We start from the raw sequence: 22,358 nt of genomic DNA on the forward strand, positions 1-22,358 counted from the left end.
CTTATTATTTATAGATGGTTTGCCTTTTTTAATACAGATAATTTTTGATCTGTTTCTTTTATACTTTGTGCAATTACATCAGCCATTTTCATGACTAAACTTAATCTTGTATTTTGCAGGACGAAAAACTCCATAAAACCGTTTAGATTTACGATGCCATGAATATGTAAATCACCAACTGCAGGTAATTTCTTGTTCATTGCAGCTCCAGGTTTACTAGGCCCCATTCCGGTAGTGATAGAACCGATACTTTGAGATTTTCCTAAACAGGCATCAACAGCAATTATAAATGCAGTAGGATTTTCTTTCTGTATATTCTGAATTTTCTCCTCTAAATTTAGCGCATGTACTGGCTCATCTAGCGTACCGAATACTTGGAAGTTTTGGATGTCTATTTGTTCAAGTGTTGTACCAACTAACGGGCCGAGTGCATCACCTGTAGAGCGATCTGTTCCGATACAAACGAGAATGATTGGTATATTAGTTTTAATAGGAATATGGGTAAGTAAGAAATTACTGATTATCTCAGAGGCTTCTAGATCTTGGTGCATAACGTTTTGAGTTTCTTTCTCAAAAAATGGTAAGCGAAAACTGCCAATGTTCATGAAGCACCCATCCTTTTAATAAATTTTCAATATATGTTATATGGTGAGGAAAATGGAAAGTTATAATTGCGTAATTTTTGCAAAATGTGAATGAAAATGGAAATAATAGTACTAGTATATATATATTCGTTCCATTTTATACCTGGATATCGGGGATAAAATAGGATTAAAATCATAAAATTTTTTCAGCAATTAGGGGACTTCTGATACAATAATAAGGGTAACTAAAAAGAAAATTTAGCTAGAGAGGTAGAGGTACATGGATTTATTAGCGAAGTGGTTTAATTCTATGAAACAGTATTTATTAGATGCTGATCGTTGGGCTCATATTGGAGTTGCGACATTAAAAATATGCATTATTTTAATAATTGGTGCGGTTGTTGTGCGAATTGCAAGAGCGGTTGTACGAAATGCGTTTCGTATGGGAAGTCGTTCTCCAATTCAAATTTCAGAACGTCGTACAGTTACAGTAGCAAAGTTACTTGAAAATATCGTGGCATACGTTGTTATGTTCATTATGTTAATTGCGATTTTAGGTGTGTTTAATATTAATGCATCAGGTTTATTAGCCGGTGCTGGGGTAATTGGTTTAGCTGTCGGATTTGGCGCTCAAAGTTTAGTGAAAGACGTTATTACAGGTTTATTTATTTTGTTAGAAGATCAGTTTTCAGTTGGTGATTATGTTAAAATCGGTCAATTTGAAGGAGTCGTTTTAGAAATTGGACTTCGTACAACGAAAGTAAAGAGTTGGACAGGTGAAATTCATACCTTACCAAACGGAAGTATTATTCAAGTTACTAACTACTCAGTTAGTAATAGTGTAGCGTTTGTTGATATATCTATTTCATATGAGGCTGATATTGCGAAAGCAGAGCAAGTTATTGAAGATTTATTAGTAGAATTACCTTCAAAGTACGAGAAAATGGTAACAACACCTCAATTATTAGGTGTGCAAACATTAGCTGCCTCAGAAGTTATATTACGTGTTATTGCTGAAGTAGAGCCGATGCAACATGCAGTTATTGCAAGGGCACTTCGTAAAGAGATTAAAAATCGTCTTGATTTACATGGAATTGAAATTCCATATCCACGTATGGTTTTATATAATCGTGAAGAATTAGTTAGTGGAAAAGCAATTTAGTATGGAGAGGAGTTTGGAGAGTGGAGCAAAAGGAATATAACTTGTATGATGTTGTGGAAATGAAGAAAGCCCATCCATGTGGCGAGAATCGTTGGAAAATTATTCGTATGGGAATGGATATCCGCATTAAGTGCGAGGGGTGTGACCATTCAGTAATGATTCCTCGAAGAGAGTTTGATCGTAAGGTGAAAAAAATACTTGTGAAGCACGAAGAATAGAGCGAGAGTAACAGTTACAGTAGGTAACTGTTACTTTTTTTCGTTTGGCGGAAACTTGTCATTTTTTTCGTTACTATCTATAATGATGAAAGATTGAGACATAGGAGTGAAAAATATGGGATTAACGGCTGGGATTGTTGGATTACCTAACGTAGGGAAGTCAACTTTATTTAATGCAATTACACAAGCAGGAGCAGAATCTGCAAACTATCCATTCTGTACAATTGATCCAAACGTAGGGATTGTAGAAGTACCAGATGAGCGTTTAAATAAATTAACGGAATTAGTAGAACCGAAAAAAACTGTTCCGACTGTATTTGAGTTTACTGATATTGCGGGTATCGTAAAAGGTGCTAGTAAAGGTGAAGGATTAGGAAATAAATTCTTATCGCACATTCGCCAAGTAGATGCAATTTGCCAAGTTGTTCGTTGTTTTGAGGACGAAAATATTACGCACGTTTCAGGGAAAGTAGATCCGATTGATGATATTGAAACAATCAACTTAGAGCTAATTTTAGCGGATCTAGAATCTGTTGATAAACGTATCGAGCGTGTTGCAAAATTAGCAAGACAAAAAGATAAAGAAGCAGTATACGAGCATGAAATTTTAGTTCGCTTAAAAGAAGCTTTTGAAGAGGGCAAACCGGCTCGTACTGTTGAATTTACAGAAGAGCAAATGAAAATCGTTAAAGGCCTTCATTTACTTACAACGAAAGAAATGCTATACGTAGCAAACGTAAGTGAAGATGATGTTATGGATCCTTCTGAAAACAAATACGTAAAAATGGTAAAAGAATTTGCTGCAAATGAAAATTCTCAAGTAATCGTTGTATGTGCAAAAATCGAAGAAGAAATCGCTGAACTAGACGAGGAAGAGAAAAAAGTATTCCTTGAAGAACTAGGCATTGAAGAATCTGGTTTAGATCAATTAATTCGTGCTGCATACAATTTATTAGGACTTGCTACTTACTTCACGGCTGGCGTTCAAGAAGTACGTGCTTGGACATTTAAACAAGGAATGAAGGCACCACAATGTGCTGGTGTTATTCATACAGACTTTGAACGTGGATTTATTCGTGCAGAAACAGTTTCTTACGATGACTTAATGACAAACGGTTCTATGACAGCTGCAAAAGAGGCTGGAAAAGTACGTTTAGAAGGAAAAGAATATATCGTAAAAGACGGAGATGTTATGCACTTCCGTTTTAACGTTTAATTTAATATTTCCTAGGAAAAATAAAGATATGAGCTTGGCAAATATATTATATGTTTGCCAAGTTTTTTATGTATTGGTGAGTTGATTCATATAACTTACTATGATATAATCTAAACTCGTGAGTAATTACTATAAATTAATTGCTCCTTGCCCATTACGGGCCGTTTAGACCAAAAGGAGGTGAAAGTGTAATGAGAAAGTACGAAATTATGTACATCATTCGTCCTGGCGTTGAAGAAGAAGCTCAAAAAGCTTTAGTTGAACGTTTTGCAGGTGTTTTAACAAACAATGGTGCAGAAATCATTAACACGAAAGAGTGGGGTAAGCGTCGTTTAGCTTACGAAATCAACGACTTACGTGAAGGTTTCTACATGATCTTAAACGTGAAATCTAACGCAGAAGCGATTAACGAATTCGACCGTTTAGCTAAGATCAACGAAGATATCCTTCGTCATATCGTTGTTAAAGAAGAAGAAAAATAATTGATATATAAGGGAGAGTGGTTCGATTGATGAATCGTGTTATCCTCGTTGGTCGTTTAACTAAGGACCCTGACTTACGTTACACGCCCAATGGTGTTGCAGTAGCTACTTTTACGTTAGCTGTGAATCGCGCATTTGCCAATCAACAAGGTGAGCGTGAAGCTGACTTTATTAATTGTGTAATATGGCGTAAACAAGCAGAAAACGTAGCAAATTATTTGAAAAAAGGTAGCTTAGCAGGCGTAGATGGACGTCTTCAAACTCGTAATTACGAGGGACAAGATGGTAAACGTGTATACGTAACAGAAGTTCTTGCGGAAAGCGTGCAATTTTTAGAGCCGCGTAATGGCGGTGGGGAGCAACGTGGTTCGTTTAATCAGCAACCATCAGGAGCTGGTTTCGGTAACCAAGGCTCTAACCCATTTGGTCAATCTAGTAATTCAGGTAACCAAGGTAACTCTGGATTTACGAAGAATGACGATCCATTTTCAAATGTAGGTCAACCGATCGACATTTCCGACGACGATTTACCGTTCTAATACAGTAAATTTGTTAGTTTTAACAAAGAATGGAGGGAAATAGACATGGCAGGACGCAAAGGTGGACGTGCGAAACGTCGTAAGGTGTGTTTCTTCACAGCTAACGGCATCACTCGCATTGACTATAAAGATGTTGATTTATTAAAACGTTTCGTTTCTGAGCGTGGTAAAATTTTACCTCGTCGTGTAACAGGAACAAGCGCAAAATACCAACGCAAACTTACAGTTGCAATTAAACGTGCTCGTCAAATGGCACTTTTACCATATGTTGGTGAATAATAGCGTATGAAATGCACAGTAGAGTCGGACTCTACTGTGCATTTTGCTATGCTTTTCTTTTTTGAAAGAGAGGTTAAAATGTGAAACAAACAAAGTTTATTACAGAAGGTGCAGCATTATTAGCTATATATGCAATTTTATTGCTTATATCTATGTATGTTCCGATTTTGGGTACAGTTGTAACTTTTGCGTTGCCGTTACCATTTATACTATTAATAATAAGACATAAACTATCTAATGTGCTCTTGGTTTTTGTAGCGGCACTTTTTGTTACTATTATTGTGAGTCAACCGCTGAATTTAGTGAAGACAATTATGTTTGGATTGATAGGCATTGTTTTAGGATATATGTATAAAACAAGAAAAAAGCCAGTGGAAATCTTAATAGCGGGGACGCTTGCATACTTAATTGGTTTTGTACTTATTTATGTTGCAAGTATAAAGTTTTTCAACATAGATATAATGAAGCAAATGCAAAGTATGTTTAGTGAAAGTATGGCGAAAAGTGAAAAGATAGTAAGTGCTACTGGTATGCCGATTAGTAAGGAACAAAAAGAGTTACTTGCACAAATGAATGATATATTACAATCGTTACTTCCGAGTATACTTGTGCTAGTTTCAGTATGTTTTTCTTGGATTACAGTGATAATATCAGGTAGTGTTTTGAAAAAGTTAAAATATGAAGTTATATCTTGGCCTAAATTTAAAGATATACAATTACCAAAGAGTATCATTTGGTATTACGTTATATTTATTTTATTAGCAACTTTTATAAAAGTAGAACCAACATCATATTTACATATGGTATTTTCTAACCTAAATGTAATATTTGCACTATTGCTTGTACTGCAAGGCCTAACATTTATCTCCTTTTTAGCGTATAGAAAAGGTTTTACTAAAGGGGTTCCTATTATTAGTTTTATTGCATGCATGTTTATTCCGATGCTGTTTCCTCTTGTGACAATCTTAGGTATAATTGACTTAGGGATTTCATTGCGTTCTAAAATAGGTGGATAAAATAATATTCCTTATACTATTTTAATCTGTTTAACTAACTGGAAGGTGAGTTAGTTTTACTTTATAGGAGTTGTATACATGCCTGAATTTGATAAGAAACAGTGGTTTTTATATCCTGTTTATGTATTGGCATTTTTTGTGTTTGTGCTCATTTCAATTCTCTGTTATTTTCATTTAATTATGGGAATAGCTGCTTTTGTCATTTTTTGTATTGTATTCTTTATCGTTATACGATTTGAACTTAATTTTCAAAGGAATTTCGAAAAGCATACGACAGATATGATTACAAGAGTAAAGAAAGTAAGTAATGAAGCATTTAACCAAATGCCGATTGGTATTTTGTTATACAATAAGGATTATGGGATTGATTGGGCAAATCCTTATTTATCTTCATGTCTGGGACAGCATGCATTAGCTGGATGGCACCTTTACGATGTATCAGAAACATTACTTCTTTTCATTAAAGGAGAAACTTCTGATGATATAGTCTCTTTAAATAATCGAAAGTTTCGCGTTTTTGTAAGGAAAGAAGAAAAGTTAATTTATTTCTTTGATGTAACGGAACAAACAGAAATCGAAAAGATGTACGAGGATCAAAGGACTGTTTTAGCTGTCATCTATTTGGATAATTATGATGAAGTTACACAAGGATTAGATGATCAACTACGTACGAATATAACAAGTCTTGTGACATCACGACTAAATGAATGGGCACTTAAGTATGGTGCATATTTAAAACGTGCATCTTCAGAAAGATTCTTCGTTGTGCTAAATGAAAGTATTCTGACGCAGATGGAGAAAGGGAAATTTAGTATTTTAGATCAGGTGCGTGAAGAAACATCTAAAAGGAATATACCACTTACATTAAGTGTCGGTGTCGGATCAGGTGATTTACCTTTATCAGAGCTTGGAGCAATGGCTCAATCTGGTTTAGACCTTGCGCTTGGGCGTGGGGGAGACCAAGTAGCTATTAAACAAGCGACAGGTAAAGTTAAGTTCTATGGAGGTAAGACAAATCCGGTTGAAAAACGTACCCGTGTACGCGCTAGGGTCATTTCGCATGCGTTAAAGGATTTAGTATTAGAAAGTAGTAATGTCATTATTATGGGGCATAGGGCTCCCGATATGGACGCAATTGGTGCTGCGATTGGTATTTTAAAAGTTGCTCAATTAAATGAGCGTAAAGGATATATTGTGTTAGATGAAAATGATTCCGATAAAGGAATTAAGCGCTTGATGGACAAAGTGAAACAAAATGAGGAGTTATGGTCTCATTTTATTACTCCAGAGCAAGCGATGGAATTTGCAAATGATGAGTCGTTACTTGTTGTTGTCGATACGCATAAACCTTCTATGGTGATGGAGCAAAAACTGTTACATAAAATTGAAAATGTAGTAGTTATTGATCATCATCGCCGTGGAGAAGATTTTATTGAAGACCCATTGCTAGTTTATATGGAACCATATGCTTCTTCAACGGCAGAATTGGTTACAGAATTACTTGAGTATCAACCTAAAAATTTAAAGATGACAATGTTAGAAGCGACGGCATTGTTAGCGGGTATTATTGTCGACACGAAAAGTTTCACGTTCCGGACAGGGGCTCGTACATTTGATGCTGCTTCTTATCTGCGCTCACATGGTGCAGATACTGTACTTGTACAAGAACTTTTAAAGGAAGATATGGATCAGTATTTACGGGTTGCAAAAGCTATAAAAAATGCGTACATTTATAAAAATGGAATTGCGATTGCTAAAGTTGGTAGTGATGATTACTACGATCAAGTGCTTATTGCGCAATCAGCAGACACGTTATTAACGATGACAGGGATTATTGCATCATTTGTTGTTGCAAAACGTGGCGAGAATCTCATTGGAATTAGCAGCAGATCTTTAGGTGAAGTGAATGTGCAGCTAATTATGGAAAACTTAGGCGGTGGCGGGCATTTGACGAATGCAGCCACACAAATGAAAAATGTTACAGTAGATGAAGCTGAGGAGAAGCTTCGATTTGTTATTGATGACTATTTACAGGGAGGCACACAATCATGAAAGTAATTTTTCTAAAAGACGTAAAAGGTAAAGGTAAAAAAGGAGAAGTAAAAAACGTACCGGATGGCTATGCAAATAACTTCTTACTAAAACAAGGATTAGCTGCTGAAGCAACAAATAGCAGTATGAAAACTTTAGAAGCTCAAAAGCGTAAAGAAGAAAAAGATGCAGCAGCAGAGCTTGAAAATGCAAAAGAGTTAAAAGAGACTTTAGAGAAATTAACTGTAGAATTAAAGGCGAAATCTGGAGAAGGTGGCCGTTTATTTGGTTCTATCACAAGTAAACAAATCGTGGATGCAATGCAAAAATCACACAAAATTAAGCTTGATAAACGTAAATTTGAAATGGACGATGCAATCCGCGCGTTAGGTTATACAAACGTTACTGTGAAATTGCATCCACAAGTAACAGCAACAGTAAAAGTTCATGTTAGTGAACAATAAAAATAAATTAAGCAAGGAGGATTGCGTATGAGTGATGTACTTGCTGATCGTACCCCTCCGCATAATATAGAGGCTGAGCAGGCGGTTTTAGGGGCCATATTGATTGATCAAGATGCGTTAACTTCAGCATCAGAGTTATTGGTACCTGATTCGTTCTATCGAACGAAACATCAAAAGATTTTTGAAGTCATGCTTGGGTTATCTGATAAGGGAGAGCCGATCGACTTAGTAATGATGACATCAGCAATGGCTGATCAAGGATTACTAGAAGAAGTTGGTGGGGTTTCTTACTTAGCAGAGTTAGCAGAAGTTGTGCCAACTGCAGCTAACGTAGAATATTACGCACGCATCATCGCTGAAAAGGCGCTTTTACGTCGTTTAATTCGTACGGCAACTCATATTGTATCGGATGGATACGAGAGAGAAGATGATGTAGATGGTCTTTTAAATGAGGCTGAGAAAAAAATATTAGAAGTATCCCATCAAACGAATGCAAAAGCATTCCAAAACATTAAAGATGTTCTTGTAGATGCTTATGACAAAATTGAACTTTTGCATAATCAAAAGGGTGAAGTTACTGGGATACCAACTGGGTTTACTGAATTAGATAAGATGACAGCAGGTTTCCAACGAAATGATTTAATTATCGTGGCAGCACGTCCATCAGTAGGGAAAACGGCATTTTCATTAAATATCGCACAAAACGTAGCGACGAAAACGGATGAAAATGTAGCGATTTTTAGTTTGGAGATGGGTGCCGACCAGCTTGTTATGCGTATGCTTTGTGCAGAAGGGAATATTGATGCACAAAGACTTCGTACTGGTTCATTAACTTCTGATGATTGGGCAAAGTTAACAATGGCAATGGGGAGTCTCTCGAATGCTGGTATATATATTGATGATACGCCAGGTATTAAAGTAAATGAGATTCGAGCAAAATGTCGTAGATTAAAGCAAGAACAAGGTCTTGGTATGATTTTGATTGACTATTTGCAGCTTATTCAAGGAAGTGGGAAATCAGGAGAAAACCGTCAGCAGGAAGTATCAGAGATTTCTCGTACCTTAAAAGGGATCGCACGTGAATTGCAAGTGCCTGTTATTGCTTTATCACAGTTATCTCGTGGTGTAGAATCTCGTCAAGATAAACGCCCGATGATGTCTGATATTCGTGAATCTGGAAGTATTGAGCAGGATGCCGATATTGTAGCTTTCCTATATCGTGAAGACTACTATGATCGAGAAACGGAAAACAAAAATACAATTGAAATTATTATTGCAAAACAGCGTAACGGTCCAGTAGGTTCAGTGGAACTTGCATTCGTCAAAGAGTTCAATAAGTTCGTTAACTTAGAACGTCGTTTTGAGGATGGACATGCTCCACCGGCATAAAGGCAGTATAAAAAAGAAACACATTTCTTATAATAAGATGTGTTTCTTTTTTTTTATAAGAAAGATAAGGCTTTCATAAGTTAAATATATAATTCTTACGAACGAAAAAGTTTTTTTGTGAAAAAATGTTCGCTTTTCGGTTGACTTCTTTTTCGGTTTTGGTACAATTATATTGTTTGAATAGATCGTTTGAAAATTGCGGAGGTGCTTTAATAATGTCTTCAGTAGTAGTTGTAGGAACACAATGGGGCGACGAAGGAAAAGGTAAAATCACTGATTTTCTTTCTGAGCATGCGGAAGTAGTTGCAAGATATCAAGGTGGAAATAACGCGGGACATACAATTGTTTTCGGCGGAGTTAAATATAAATTACACTTAATTCCATCTGGTATTTTCTATAAAGAGAAAATTTGTGTAATCGGAAACGGATTAGTAGTAGATCCAAAAGCATTACTTGAAGAGTTAAAATACTTACACGATCGTGGTGTAAGTACTGATAATTTACGTGTAAGTAACCGTGCACACGTTATTTTACCTTACCACTTAAAACAAGATGAGTTAGAAGAAGCAAGTAAAGGTGATAACAAAATCGGTACAACGAAAAAAGGTATCGGTCCTGCATATATGGATAAAGCTGCTCGCATTGGTATTCGTATGGCTGATCTTTTAGACCGTGAAGCATTTAAAGAGAAGCTTGAGCGCAATTTAGTAGAAAAAAATCGTTTATTTGAAAAAATGTATGATACAGAAGGTTTCACTGTAGAAGAAATTTTCGAAGAGTACTTCGAGTACGGGCAACAAATCGCGCAATATGTATGTGATACGTCTGTTGTATTAAATGATGCATTAGATAATAATCACCGTGTATTATTTGAAGGTGCACAAGGTGTTATGCTTGATATTGACCATGGTACGTACCCATTCGTTACATCTTCTAACCCAATTGCTGGTGGTGTAACAGTTGGAACTGGAGTTGGTCCTGCGAAAGTTACTCGCGTTGTAGGTGTATGTAAAGCATATACAAGCCGCGTTGGTGATGGTCCATTCCCTACTGAGCTTCATGATGAAATTGGTCATCAAATTCGTGAAGTTGGTCGCGAGTATGGAACGACAACTGGTCGTCCACGCCGCGTAGGTTGGTTCGATAGCGTTGTTGTAAGACATGCACGTCGTGTTAGTGGTTTAACGGATCTATCATTAAATTCTATCGACGTTTTAACAGGTATTCCAACTCTTAAAATTTGTGTTGCTTACAAATACAATGGCGAAGTTATTGATGAAGTTCCAGCTAACTTAAACATTTTAGCAAAATGTGAGCCTGTATATGAAGAGCTTCCAGGTTGGGAAGAAGATATTACTGGTGTAAAATCATTAGATGAACTTCCTGAAAATGCACGAAAATACGTAGAACGTGTTTCTGAGTTAACAGGAATTCAAATATCTATGTTCTCAGTTGGACCAGATCGTAACCAAACAAATATTGTTCGTAACGTATACGAAGCTTAATTAATATTTTTTAGAAAAAACTCATGTCCGCATGAGTTTTTTCTTATTCTTTTATAAAAAACGAAAAAAAGTATTGCAATAAATACAGAATACATGTTATGATACATCTTGTCGTCACGAAAATATGACGTTGGTGAGTATGAGCCATTAGCTCAGTTGGTAGAGCATCTGACTTTTAATCAGAGGGTCGAAGGTTCGAGTCCTTCATGGCTCACCATTTTATTTTTCGTGGCCCGTTGGTCAAGTGGTTAAGACACCGCCCTTTCACGGCGGTAACACGGGTTCGAATCCCGTACGGGTCATGTTTTTTTTTGCTTATTTTTGGTCCCGTGGTGTAGTGGTTAACATGCCTGCCTGTCACGCAGGAGATCGCCGGTTCGACCCCGGTCGGGACCGCCACTTTTGTTTATACCACCATTAGTGGTTTTATATATAGTTTTGGCTCGGTAGCTCAGTCGGTAGAGCAGAGGACTGAAAATCCTCGTGTCGGCGGTTCGATTCCGTCCCGAGCCACTCTCAGGATATTAAGTGGGCCCACTTAATATCCTTTTTATTTATGTAATTTTACAAAACTGAGTAGTTATTTTAAAATAGAACGAGGAGCCTCTAGCAGTTGAAGCTAGAGGTTTTTCTATAGATCGTATAGGATGCCGTGTAAAAGTGGATCATACATGAGTCTATGAGAATAGAGGAGAAAATACTTAAACAAAGGATGCGGTCATATAGGACATACTATGTAAACATCAATATGTTTAGGGATTATTGACCATATTTTTATAAGGAGGAAATAGACGATGATGGGAAAGAAAATTTTAGTAGTTGATGATGAAAAGCCGATTGCAGATATTTTGAAGTTTAACCTAGAAAAAGAAGGTTTTGAAATAGTAATGGCGCATGATGGTGATGAAGCAATTGAAAAGGCTAATGAAGAACAACCAGATATGGTTTTATTAGATATTATGCTACCAGGTAAAGATGGCTTAGAGGTTTGCCGTGAAATACGTAAAAGTTCAGAAATGCCGATTATTATGCTTACAGCAAAGGACTCTGAGATTGATAAAGTATTAGGGCTTGAGCTTGGGGCAGATGATTATGTAACGAAGCCATTTAGTACGAGGGAATTACTTGCTCGTGTGAAGGCGAATTTACGCCGTCATCAACAAGGTGGTGCTGCAGAAAAAGAGGAAAATACAGAAATGGTTATTGGACCAATTGTAATTAATCCAAATGCATATAGTGTAACGAAGCGAGAGGAAAACATCGAGCTTACGCACCGTGAATTTGAGTTGCTACATTATTTAGCGAAACATTTGGGACAAGTTATGACACGCGAACATTTATTACAAACAGTTTGGGGTTATGACTATTTTGGAGATGTGCGCACAGTAGACGTAACAGTACGTCGTTTGCGTGAAAAAATTGAAGATAATCCAAGCCATCCTACTTTAATTGTAACTAGACGTGGAGTAGGGTATTACTTGCGTGACCCAGAGCAGGAATAGTATATGAAGAAAGTTGGTTTTTTTCAATCTATTCATTTAAAATTTGTGCTTATATATATGCTATTAATATTAATAGCGATGCAAGTTATTGGAGTGTATTTCGTAAGGGAATTAGAGAAGAGCCTAGTACAAGGTTTTAGGGATTCTTTAACGCAGCAAACAAACTTATTATCATATAATTTGAAGCAAGAGTTTAAAAAAAGTTATACAAAAGCAGAAACAGAGTCAACAGATGAAACGATTAAAACTTCAATTCGAAAATTTGCCTCTGATCAGAAGAAAGTTATACAAGAGGTAAGCGTATTTGATTCGCATAGAAAGTTACTGGCTATTTCAGATGAATCAAAGCAGAATAAGGTGAATCGAACATCAACTGATATAGCTGTTCAGCGAGTGTTAGTACAAAAAAAGCCGGAAGTGAAAATTGAGAAGGATGGTAGTACAGGTCATCGTGTTCAAGTTATGCTTACTCCGATTCTAGATGATAACGGTAAGGATGCGCTTGGTGTTATTTACATTGTGGCATCTATGGAAGATGTATATAAACAAATGAAGGATATAAACCAAATTTTTGCTACTGGAACAGTAATTGCTTTATTAGTAACGGCCGTACTTGGAATTTTATTGGCTCAAACAATTACAAGACCAATTTCAGATATGCGGAGACAAGCAATCGAAATGGCAAAAGGAAATTATTCGAGAAAAGTAAAAGTGCATAGCCATGATGAAATTGGACAACTGGCATTATCCTTCAATAATTTATCAAAAAAATTACAACAAGCTCGTTCTTCTACGGAAAGTGAAAGGCGTAAATTATCATCTGTTTTATCACATATGACAGATGGAGTAATTGCTACTGACCGAAAAGGGGATATTATTTTACTAAATGACCCTGCGGAAAAGATGTTAAATGTTTCTCGTGAAACAGCGCTCGATCAATCTGTTTTAGAGGTATTAGGGATACAGGAAGAATTTACGCTCGATCATTTATATGAAGAGCCAGATTCTGTTTTATTAGATTTTAGTACGAGAAACGAACCATATATTTTACGTGCTAGCTTCTCTGTTATTCAAAAAGAAACAGGGAAGGCAAATGGCTTAATTGCTGTACTATATGATGTAACAGAGCAGGAGCGTATAGAACGGGAACGCCGTGAGTTTGTGGCGAATGTCTCTCATGAATTAAGGACGCCATTAACGACGATGCGCAGTTATTTAGAGGCACTTACAGATGGAGCGTGGCAGGATCCGAATATTGCACCACAATTTTTAACGGTTACACAAGAAGAAACAGAAAGAATGATTAGACTTGTAAATGCGTTGTTACAGCTATCTAAACTTGATAGTACAGAGCACCGTTTAATGAAAGAATGGGTCGACTTTACTGATTTCTTTAATAATGTTATTGATCGCTTTGAAATGTCTAAAGAGCAAAATGTAAGTTTCAAACGATCTTTCTCTAAAAAATCTAGGTTTATTGATATGGATACTGACAAAATTACTCAAGTGCTGTATAACATTATTTCTAACGCATTAAAGTATTCACCAGAAGGTGGAACAGTAACATATCGTTTACGTGATCGCGGTGATTTATTAGAAATTAGCGTAAGTGACCAAGGAATGGGTATTCCAAAAGAAAACGTTGATAAAATCTTTGAACGTTTTTATCGCGTAGATAAAGCTCGTTCAAGACAAATGGGTGGTACGGGACTTGGATTAGCAATTGCAAAAGAAATGATTGAGGCACATGGTGGCTCTATTTGGGCGAAGAGTGAAGAAGGAAAAGGGACAACTATTTATTTCACGTTACCAATGGCAGCAGATGAAGAGGACGATTGGGAATGAGTATGGAAAACTTTAAAACAATAGTTTTAATTAACCTAGTTGTAATTAGCCTATTTCTTACTTTTAACCTATGGACGTATGTGCCAGATTCTACATCCATGCAAAACGCGAAATTTGTACAGGGGAATGAAGGAATGAACCAAACTAAAATTTCCGATGTTGTCCGTCCTACTTCTATCATCGTGCATAAAGATAAAAATCATTATGGGAGCAGAAGAGAGGCAGATATAGAATCAATCTATAAGCCTCTGGAAGTAGGGGAACTACATGGTTTTAGAGAGATATCAATCACTAAGGGTGATTTCCTTTCATATGTGCATGGTGAAGGGAAAGTTGAACTGGTTTTCCCTACCGACATCCCATTTGATGCAGTTAAATCCATGTTTAACATGAAAGAGAAGAGTACAGATAAGCCTAAACACTTTAATCGTATTCTCCTCGATCCTTCTCGAAGTAAGGATCAAGAAATTAAAATTAACTTTGTTTCTGATGGTGATAACTTTAAAATATATGAGGCAAAACTAAGTGGTGTGTATTTAAAAGATATTGTAAATGCCCAAAATCAATTTATAGTATCAGCAAAGCCTTATTTTGATTATCAACTCAATAATATGAAAAAGTTATTTTTACCAGATGGAACGACAGAGTTAAACAATATAACATATATTTCATCTAATTTAGCAGTTGATACGTTTAAGAATGCTCTGTTTAGTGATCCTCGTTATTTAAGTCCGATTACCGAGATGTCGAAAGAAACATTTACAGATGGTATTAGATCCATGGAAATTGAAAACGATCGTCACATGCTAAAGTATAAAAACTCTTCTGTCTTAACTGAGAAAACGATAGATAATTTAATGCTTTTACAAAAAAGCTTTGAATTCGTAAGTGGTCACAGTGGGAGTTTGGATTCATATCGTTTGGACTATATGAATAAAGGAGAGACAGTATTTCGTTTAAATGAAGATGGATATTCAGTATTCAATGAAGATGGATTAGCTGAATTGAGACAAATATGGGGATCAGAAGAAGTAATGGAATATGAAAGACCGCTGCTGTCTTTAAATACTAAAGGTATAGAACAGAAGGTTACTCTTCCGTCAGGGCATGTTGTAATAGCATCCCTAGAAAATAATCCAGAGATAAAGAAACAAGTAATTAAGGATATTGGCATTGGATACAAGTTATCACTAGATGGGCAAGTAGTTCGACTACAACCAATTTGGTATGTAAAGCTTGTTGAAGGTGAAACAGGTAAACAGAAAATCTATGAGTGGAGTGAGGGAGGACTAAATGGATTGGGATCGGATTAAAACCATATTTATTGTGACCTTTTTTGTTTTGGACCTCTTTCTCATTTTTCAATTCATTCAAAAGCAAGATAGTAATCAATTGGAGCTTATTGCAGAAACAAAGATAGATCAAGAATTAAAAGCAAACAAAATTACTATGGGGAATATCCCTAAAGAACCGAAAAAAGAGTCGTTTATTAGAGCGGAAAATAAAGCCTTTAAAGAAGAAGATATACAGTCTTTGAAAAATCAAACGGTGCATATACAAAATATGTATAAGATAGAAAGTAAGCTAAAAGAGCCTTTTTTAAATACGAAATCATTATCAAAAGATAAGTATAATGAATTTTTGAAGAACTATGTATTAGATGGACAAAAGTATGAATTTGGAGCGGTGAAAGACTCTAAAATTTATTTCTTTCAAAAATATAAAGATAAGCCTATTTTCTATAATAATCAGGCGATGATTGTTGTGGAATTAAATGAAAAAAATGAACTTGTTTCATATACGCAGACAATGCTAACTGATTTAAAAGAAATGGGCGAAGGTGAAAAAACGAAAGACCAAGAAATTATTACGGCTCAAACAGCTTTAGAAAATTTGTATTTAAAAAATAAAATTCATGGAAATACGCATGTTAAAGAAGCACAAATTGGTTATGCCACTCTTACCGCATCTACTTCTAATAACCAAGTACTTGCTCCAACGTGGAATTTAAAAACGGAGCAGAAGCAGGACTTCTTTGTGAATGCAATTGAAGGACAAGTTATGGAATTAGGGGAAAAGGAAAATCAAGTGGTGGATGAACATACTGGAGTGAGAAAGAATGGGGTTGCATTTTAGCGTACTTGCAAGTGGAAGTACAGGAAATATGCTATACGTAGGAACCGATGAAAAAAAATTACTAGTCGATGCAGGTTTAAGTGGTAAGGCAACAGAGGCTTTATTTAAACAGGCAGAACTGAATATAAATGATGTATCAGGTATTCTTGTAACGCATGAGCATAGTGATCATATTAAAGGATTAGGTGTATTGGCACGTAAATATGATCTACCTGTTTATGCGAATGAGAAAACATGGAATGCAATGGAACATTTAATAGGAAATATCCCAACTGAGCAAAAGTTCATTTTCTCAGTTGGGGATGTGAAAACATTTGGTGATATTGAAGTCGAGTCATTTGGAGTTTCTCATGATGCAGCAGAACCGATGTTTTATGCTTTCCATAACAATAATAGAAAATTAGCACTTATTACAGATACGGGATACGTAAGCGACCGTATGAAGGGCGTTATTAAGGGAGCTAATGCTTTCGTATTTGAAAGTAATCATGACGTAGAAATGCTTCGTATGGGACGTTATCCATGGAGCATTAAACGACGTATTTTAAGTGACGTTGGGCATGTTTGTAATGAGGATGCTGCATTAGCGATGGCAGATGTAATTACAGATGAGACAAAGCATATTTATTTAGCCCATTTAAGCTTAGATAATAACATGAAAGAACTAGCGCGTATGTCAGTATCACAAGTATTAGAGGAAAAAGGATTTGGGGTGGGTGAATCCTTTGAAATTCACGATACAGATCCAAAAATGCCTACAAAAATTCAATACGTATAATTCTTCATTTTAGTAAACAATAAAGGTGAATATAGTTGTTTTCAGGAAGATAGGTGAACAAATATGTCCTTTATTGATGAAGAAAATTATCGTATGAAACGTGCAGGAAAAAAGAAGCACAAAGGTATAGTTCTTTCTAGTATAGCGGGAACAATTGTAGGAGCTTCTTTATTTGCGTTTGGAGCGCCTTTATTTTCAAATTCTGCTGATACGCTTCCGCAAGCTGAAGCAAGCGGAAGTAATATGGCGGAAGCTCAAGGGATTAAACAGATTAGCTTTGTAGATGCTGTTGATCGTGCATCTGAAGCTGTTGTGGGTGTTATTAACATTCAACGAGATAACTTTTCAGAGGCAGATTCAGAGGCCGGTACAGGATCAGGAGTAATTTATAAAAAGACAGATGGTCAAGCTTATATTGTAACGAATAATCATGTTGTAGCTGGAGCGAATCGTATTGAAGTAAGTCTAAGTGACGGTAAGAAGGTTCCTGGAAAAGTATTAGGAACCGATGTAGTCACAGACTTAGCAGTATTAGAAATAGATGCAAAGCATGTGAAAAAAATAATTGAAATTGGCGATTCTAATACTGTTCGTAGAGGAGAGCCAGTCATTGCGATTGGAAACCCACTTGGGCTGCAATTTTCTGGAACAGTTACACAAGGTATTATTTCAGCTAATGAACGTATTGTCCCTGTAGATTTAGATCAAGATGGACATTATGATTGGCAAGTAGAAGTGTTACAAACAGACGCAGCGATTAATCCGGGTAATAGTGGCGGTGCACTTGTAAATGCAGCAGGACAATTAATTGGTATTAATTCAATGAAAATTGCTGCAAAAGAAGTAGAAGGAATTGGCCTTGCTATTCCGGTGAATAGAGCTGTTCCGATTATGAATGAACTTGAGAAGTATGGAAAAGTAAGAAGACCGTATGTTGGGATTGAACTTAGGTCATTAAATGAAATTCCAAACTATTATTGGTCAAAAACATTACATTTACCAGGTACTGTAACAGAGGGAGTTTGTATTTTGGATGTGAAAAGTCCTTCGCCAGGTGCGGATGCTGGTTTAAGAGAACATGATGTTATTGTGGCGGTAGATGGAAAACCGATTCGCGATATTATTGGATTCCGTACGGCCTTATATGATAAGGAAATTAATGATAAAATGACTCTTACGTTTTATCGTGGTACAAAAAGAGTAACAACAACAGTAAAATTAGGCATTCAAAAGTATTAAAAACAGGAGGGCCTACCTCCTGTTTTCTATTGTAGAAAAGTGAGGCGAAGAAAATGAATTTACCTTGTTGTTTAGAACATGTTGAATTAGCGTTAGATATTATTGTGGATGAGTGTGAAGTTGCGCCAGTTATCAACAATGTGGATAACTCAGAAAAAGAGAAAAAAACATGTGAATTTTGTCAAAATGAGGCGACATATGTTGTATCGAACACAGATTCTCACACAATATGTGGGTAGTATTTGTGGATATGTGGATAAGTTTTGTGGATAACATGTTTGTAAGGTGGAGGATGCGTGTGAATATCTCGATTATTTCAATTGGGAAATTAAAAGAAAAATATTTGAAACAAGGTATAGCAGAATACTTAAAACGATTATCTGCATACGCAAAAGTAGAAGTAATTGAATTGCCTGATGAAAAGGCGCCAGAAAATTTAAGTGAAGCAGAAATGTTAATTGTAAAAGAAAAAGAAGGTATACGTATACTGGATAAAATTTCTGATGACACGCATGTGATTGCATTAGCTATAGAAGGAAAGCAAAAGTCATCAGAAGAATTTGCGGTAAGTCTAGATCGCCTTGCTACATACGGAAAGAGTAAAGTCGCATTTGTAATTGGTGGCTCACTTGGACTAAGCTCAGAAGTGATGAAGCGTTCAAATGAATCACTTTCTTTTTCAAAGATGACATTACCACACCAATTAATGCGATTAGTGTTGCTTGAGCAAGTGTATAGAGCGTTTCGGATTAATCGTGGGGAACCGTATCATAAGTAATGTATTTATGTAAAACACTGATATTATCATATTTATTTTATTATGCCTATAACTGGAGGCTATGTGAATGGTAAGTGATCAGACGAGATATTCTAGGCTCGCAAATATAACAAAAATAATAAATACAAAATTAGAACTACGTGAAGTATTGCAGCGTGTGACAATGGCAATATCAGAGGAAATTGTTAGGTGCGATGCTGTTGGAATTTATTTACCCCAGGAAGATGGAACATTTAGAGGGTTTGCAGGAAAACCAGAGACTATAAACGGCGTAACGCTTGATACTCAAGTAATTGATCCTGAAATAGACTTACTGGCAAAAGAAGTTATTAAAACGAAAAAAACCATCTATATTCCTGATACCTCAAAGGATCATCGACCGGATCCGAGACCGGTTGATGCATTCAAAATTAAGTCCTTATTAGCTCTGCCTATCTCATTTGGGCAAGAGTTATTTGGTCTGGTTTTTTTATTTGATTATGGAATTCCGATGAACTTAACAGATTCAGAAATTCAAAGTGTTGAAGCTTATGTAAATATGGCTGCGGTTGCAATTCAAAACGCAAATAATTTAAAACAAAAGGAAAGCCTTATTGCTGAGAAGCAGCTATTATTAAATGTTACACGTGATTTATCAATGTGTTCCTCGATACAGGAGAGTTTTGATAAATGCTTTTTTTACTTAGAACAGATTTTAGAAAGTAAAAATATGACTGCCCATCTTCTAGATCCGCTAGACAAAACAACAATCAAAACAACGAAATTAAGTAAGGGCTGTGATTGGACAGAAGCGGATTGGACAGAGAAAAGCTATGAAGCCAAGATCCAAGAGGTTATTCAAACAAAAAATATAGATAGTAAGGGTCTATTGATGATTCCATTGGTTTCAATGGGAGAAGTATTAGGGGTAATCGTCGTTGGCAAAGAAGGAAAAGTTCACAATTATGATCATTCTCAACTTCAACTAGCAAAATCTATCGTTGATGCCACAGCCCCTACGTTTTCGAATTTGTTATATATGGATCAACTAGAAAGCATAGTGGAAGAGCGAACGAGAGAGTTAGCTGCTGCTAATGAAAAAGTTACAAGTGTGATTGAATGCATTACGGATGGATTTTTTATTTTAAATAATAAATGGGAATTTACGTACGTAAATAAGCACCAATATTTTCCGCAAAGAAAAACAGCAAAAGATGTATTAGGAAAGAATATATGGGATGTTTTCCCGAGTGAAATCGACACAATTATGTATGAGGAATTTCATCGTGCGATGTCAGAGCGAACTACAGTTCATTTCGAATTTCTTTCTACTGCAGATGAATATTGGCACGAAGTTATTGCATACCCATATGATGATGGTATTTGTTGTATTTTTAAAAACATAACGGAAAAAAAGAAATATGAACAGGAATTGAAAAGATTATCCAACATAGATTTAATAGGGCAAATGGCAGCAGGTATCAGCCATGAAATTAGAAATCCAATGACAACAGTACTAGGATTTTTACAGTTATTAAAAGAAGAGAATATCTATGAGAAACATAATAAGTACTTTCATTTAATGATTGAAGAACTTAACCGTGCCAATTCTATTATTACTGAATTTCTCTCAATGGGTAATACAAGGAAATTAGATTTGCAGATGTTAGATTTAAATTCAATTATCCGCGATATTATTCCTTTAATAAAGGTTGATACGCATAATCAAAATAAATATATTCAAGTCGATACAAATGACATTCCGAAATTACTTTTAAATCGTAATGAGATAAGGCAATTATTAATGAATCTATATCGTAATGGTTTAGAAGCGATGAGTACAGGGAAAGTTCTAACCATTAGCACTTACAAAGAAGGTCAAAATTGTGTGGTGCTTGCAGTGCGGGATCAAGGAAAAGGTATCAGGCCTGAAGTATTAGAGAAATTGGGTACGCCATTTTACACGACCAAAGAGAATGGAACTGGATTGGGGTTAGGTATATGTTATGCCATTGCTGCTCGCCATAATGCAAAAGTAGAAATTCAAACAGGATCGGAAGGCACTACTTTTTTTGTTAAATTTGATTATAAAAATAATAAAAAATAAGCTTATTTAGAATAGTTATGATGAACCGTATCATAAATAAATTTATTCTTTGCATATAAAAGGATAAAAAGACCATTGGACAAAAATTACCGATGGTCTTTTAAATATTATTAGATGGTATGTAGATTTCCTAAAATAAGTATGTTTCTATTTCCATAAAAATATGCTGTAATATGAAGAGGAAAAAGTATAAGTAGTTAGAGAAGTGAGGAATTAAAGGTGAAGAAGTTTAAGAAGTTTTACTTGGAGATTACGAGTGTATGTAATCTTGCGTGTAGCTTTTGTCCGCCGACGGAAAGGCAGAAGCAATTCATTTCTGTGGAGGATTTTGCTAAAAGATTAGACCAAATTAAACCTCACACAGACTACATTTATTTGCACGTGAAGGGTGAGCCGTTGCTCCACCCGAAAATAGATCAACTATTAGACTTAAGTCATGAAAAAGGGTTTAAAGTTAATATTACAACGAACGGAACGTTAATTAATAAGAGAAGACATAGGCTGTTAAATAAACCTGCGTTAAGACAAATGAATTTTTCACTGCATAGTTTTGATGGACATCCAGGTTCGCAAGATAAAGAGGGCTATGTAAGGAGTATACTTTCCTTCATTAGGGAAGCGACAAGTCAATCAGATTTAATTGTATCGTTAAGGTTATGGAATTTAACTCAGGATAATAAAACAAATGCTGAAATCCAGAAAAATAGAGAGTTATTATCTATAATTGAAAATGAATTTGATCTATCTTATCAAATTGAAGAGAAGCTTACACCAGGAAAAGGTATAAAAATTGCAGAACGTGTCTTTATTAATCAAGACTATGAATTCCAGTGGCCAGCATTACATGAAGAAGAGGATGATGGGAAAGGATTCTGTCATGGACTTCGTAATCAAGCGGGTATTTTAGCGAATGGAACAGTTATTCCTTGTTGTTTAGATGGTGAAGGGATTATTAACCTTGGGAATATTAATAATGATTCATTTTCTAACATTATCGAAGGTGAAAGAGCAACAAACATTGTCGATGGATTTTCGAAAAGAGTTGCGGTTGAAGAACTTTGCAGGAAATGTGGATATCGCAAACGGTTTGGGAAGTAAATATGAAATAA

At 35.8% G+C, this 22,358-nt stretch carries 22 protein-coding genes and 4 tRNA genes; 25 read left to right on the forward strand and 1 reads right to left on the reverse strand.

The features are described from left to right. Positions 1 to 8 precede the first annotated feature (8 nt). Complete coding sequence (yyaC, locus tag CGQ22_RS26500) at positions 9 to 605, reverse strand: spore protease YyaC (protein WP_089149566.1); 597 nt, start codon at positions 603 to 605, stop codon at positions 9 to 11. A gap of 259 nt (positions 606 to 864) precedes the next feature. Between yyaC and CGQ22_RS26505 the strand changes: the two genes are divergently transcribed. The 25 genes from CGQ22_RS26505 to CGQ22_RS26625 all read left to right on the forward strand — a co-directional run bounded on the left by CGQ22_RS26505 (position 865) and on the right by CGQ22_RS26625 (position 22,347). Next, the gene (locus CGQ22_RS26505) at positions 865 to 1,746 is read left to right on the forward strand and encodes a mechanosensitive ion channel family protein (RefSeq protein WP_089149567.1); all 882 of its coding nucleotides are present in this window, start codon (positions 865 to 867) and stop codon (positions 1,744 to 1,746) included. 20 nt (positions 1,747 to 1,766) lie between these two features. After that, positions 1,767 to 1,964 carry a DUF951 domain-containing protein gene (locus tag CGQ22_RS26510; protein WP_000435485.1) on the forward strand — a complete coding sequence of 66 codons (198 nt, stop codon included), beginning with the start codon at positions 1,767 to 1,769 and terminating at the stop codon, positions 1,962 to 1,964. Between the two features lie 115 nt (positions 1,965 to 2,079). Next, a complete protein-coding gene (ychF, locus tag CGQ22_RS26515; RefSeq protein WP_000524671.1) occupies positions 2,080 to 3,180 on the forward strand; it encodes a redox-regulated ATPase YchF in 1,101 nt (366 codons plus the stop codon). A gap of 191 nt (positions 3,181 to 3,371) precedes the next feature. Continuing rightward, positions 3,372 to 3,662, forward strand: coding sequence for a 30S ribosomal protein S6 (gene rpsF / locus CGQ22_RS26520; protein ID WP_001233778.1), 291 nt, complete (start codon positions 3,372 to 3,374; stop codon positions 3,660 to 3,662). Between the two features lie 26 nt (positions 3,663 to 3,688). Then, positions 3,689 to 4,201 carry a single-stranded DNA-binding protein gene (gene ssb / locus CGQ22_RS26525; protein WP_000981966.1) on the forward strand — a complete coding sequence of 171 codons (513 nt, stop codon included), beginning with the start codon at positions 3,689 to 3,691 and terminating at the stop codon, positions 4,199 to 4,201. A 45-nt stretch (positions 4,202 to 4,246) separates the two neighbouring features. After that, positions 4,247 to 4,480: a 30S ribosomal protein S18 gene (gene rpsR, locus CGQ22_RS26530; RefSeq protein ID WP_000918873.1), complete on the forward strand. Its 234-nt coding sequence runs from the start codon at positions 4,247 to 4,249 to the stop codon at positions 4,478 to 4,480. Between the two features lie 80 nt (positions 4,481 to 4,560). Continuing rightward, entirely contained in the window at positions 4,561 to 5,496 is a 936-nt protein-coding gene (locus CGQ22_RS26535) for a YybS family protein (RefSeq protein ID WP_061884824.1), read from the forward strand. Between the two features lie 78 nt (positions 5,497 to 5,574). Continuing rightward, positions 5,575 to 7,548, forward strand: coding sequence for a DHH family phosphoesterase (locus tag CGQ22_RS26540; RefSeq protein WP_061884823.1), 1,974 nt, complete (start codon positions 5,575 to 5,577; stop codon positions 7,546 to 7,548). Then, the gene (gene rplI / locus CGQ22_RS26545) at positions 7,545 to 7,991 is read left to right on the forward strand and encodes a 50S ribosomal protein L9 (RefSeq protein WP_000864228.1); all 447 of its coding nucleotides are present in this window, start codon (positions 7,545 to 7,547) and stop codon (positions 7,989 to 7,991) included. The genes CGQ22_RS26540 and rplI overlap by 4 nt, the downstream gene beginning before the upstream one ends. 27 nt (positions 7,992 to 8,018) lie before the next feature. Beyond that, positions 8,019 to 9,380: a replicative DNA helicase gene (gene dnaB / locus CGQ22_RS26550; protein ID WP_001286148.1), complete on the forward strand. Its 1,362-nt coding sequence runs from the start codon at positions 8,019 to 8,021 to the stop codon at positions 9,378 to 9,380. A 215-nt stretch (positions 9,381 to 9,595) separates the two neighbouring features. Further along, positions 9,596 to 10,885 (forward strand): adenylosuccinate synthase, encoded by a 1,290-nt coding sequence (locus tag CGQ22_RS26555; protein ID WP_000100238.1) that lies wholly within the window; start codon positions 9,596 to 9,598, stop codon positions 10,883 to 10,885. A 141-nt stretch (positions 10,886 to 11,026) separates the two neighbouring features. Beyond that, positions 11,027 to 11,102: transfer RNA gene (locus tag CGQ22_RS26560), tRNA-Lys, on the forward strand. 13 nt (positions 11,103 to 11,115) lie between these two features. Next, positions 11,116 to 11,187 (forward strand) — tRNA-Glu (locus CGQ22_RS26565). A gap of 21 nt (positions 11,188 to 11,208) precedes the next feature. Continuing rightward, positions 11,209 to 11,284: transfer RNA gene (locus tag CGQ22_RS26570), tRNA-Asp, on the forward strand. A gap of 41 nt (positions 11,285 to 11,325) precedes the next feature. After that, positions 11,326 to 11,398 (forward strand) — tRNA-Phe (locus CGQ22_RS26575). A 281-nt stretch (positions 11,399 to 11,679) separates the two neighbouring features. Next, a complete protein-coding gene (gene walR, locus CGQ22_RS26580) occupies positions 11,680 to 12,387 on the forward strand; it encodes a cell wall metabolism DNA-binding response regulator WalR (RefSeq protein WP_000971865.1) in 708 nt (235 codons plus the stop codon). Between the two features lie 3 nt (positions 12,388 to 12,390). Next, a complete protein-coding gene (walK, locus tag CGQ22_RS26585; protein ID WP_000755369.1) occupies positions 12,391 to 14,232 on the forward strand; it encodes a cell wall metabolism sensor histidine kinase WalK in 1,842 nt (613 codons plus the stop codon). After that, a complete protein-coding gene (locus CGQ22_RS26590) occupies positions 14,229 to 15,545 on the forward strand; it encodes a YycH family regulatory protein (protein ID WP_089149568.1) in 1,317 nt (438 codons plus the stop codon). Before walK ends, CGQ22_RS26590 begins: the two co-directional genes overlap by 4 nt. After that, entirely contained in the window at positions 15,526 to 16,368 is an 843-nt protein-coding gene (locus CGQ22_RS26595; protein WP_000383738.1) for a two-component system regulatory protein YycI, read from the forward strand. The genes CGQ22_RS26590 and CGQ22_RS26595 overlap by 20 nt, the downstream gene beginning before the upstream one ends. Continuing rightward, on the forward strand, positions 16,352 to 17,146 hold the full coding sequence (locus CGQ22_RS26600; RefSeq protein WP_000522837.1) for an MBL fold metallo-hydrolase: 795 nt from the start codon (positions 16,352 to 16,354) through the stop codon (positions 17,144 to 17,146). Before CGQ22_RS26595 ends, CGQ22_RS26600 begins: the two co-directional genes overlap by 17 nt. 63 nt (positions 17,147 to 17,209) lie before the next feature. After that, positions 17,210 to 18,385 carry a S1C family serine protease gene (locus CGQ22_RS26605; RefSeq protein ID WP_000008030.1) on the forward strand — a complete coding sequence of 392 codons (1,176 nt, stop codon included), beginning with the start codon at positions 17,210 to 17,212 and terminating at the stop codon, positions 18,383 to 18,385. 53 nt (positions 18,386 to 18,438) lie between these two features. Further along, positions 18,439 to 18,624: a CxxH/CxxC protein gene (locus CGQ22_RS26610; protein WP_001052827.1), complete on the forward strand. Its 186-nt coding sequence runs from the start codon at positions 18,439 to 18,441 to the stop codon at positions 18,622 to 18,624. Between the two features lie 59 nt (positions 18,625 to 18,683). After that, on the forward strand, positions 18,684 to 19,163 hold the full coding sequence (rlmH, locus tag CGQ22_RS26615; protein WP_001027003.1) for a 23S rRNA (pseudouridine(1915)-N(3))-methyltransferase RlmH: 480 nt from the start codon (positions 18,684 to 18,686) through the stop codon (positions 19,161 to 19,163). A gap of 67 nt (positions 19,164 to 19,230) precedes the next feature. Then, positions 19,231 to 21,249, forward strand: coding sequence for a GAF domain-containing sensor histidine kinase (locus CGQ22_RS26620; protein ID WP_089149569.1), 2,019 nt, complete (start codon positions 19,231 to 19,233; stop codon positions 21,247 to 21,249). A gap of 219 nt (positions 21,250 to 21,468) precedes the next feature. Then, positions 21,469 to 22,347, forward strand: a complete 879-nt coding sequence (locus CGQ22_RS26625; protein WP_000713633.1) for a radical SAM/SPASM domain-containing protein — start codon at positions 21,469 to 21,471, stop codon at positions 22,345 to 22,347. Positions 22,348 to 22,358: the final 11 nt, after the last annotated feature.

This window comes from Bacillus sp. M13(2017), from assembly GCF_002218325.1.
Lineage (GTDB): Bacteria > Bacillota > Bacilli > Bacillales > Bacillaceae_G > Bacillus_A > Bacillus_A thuringiensis_K.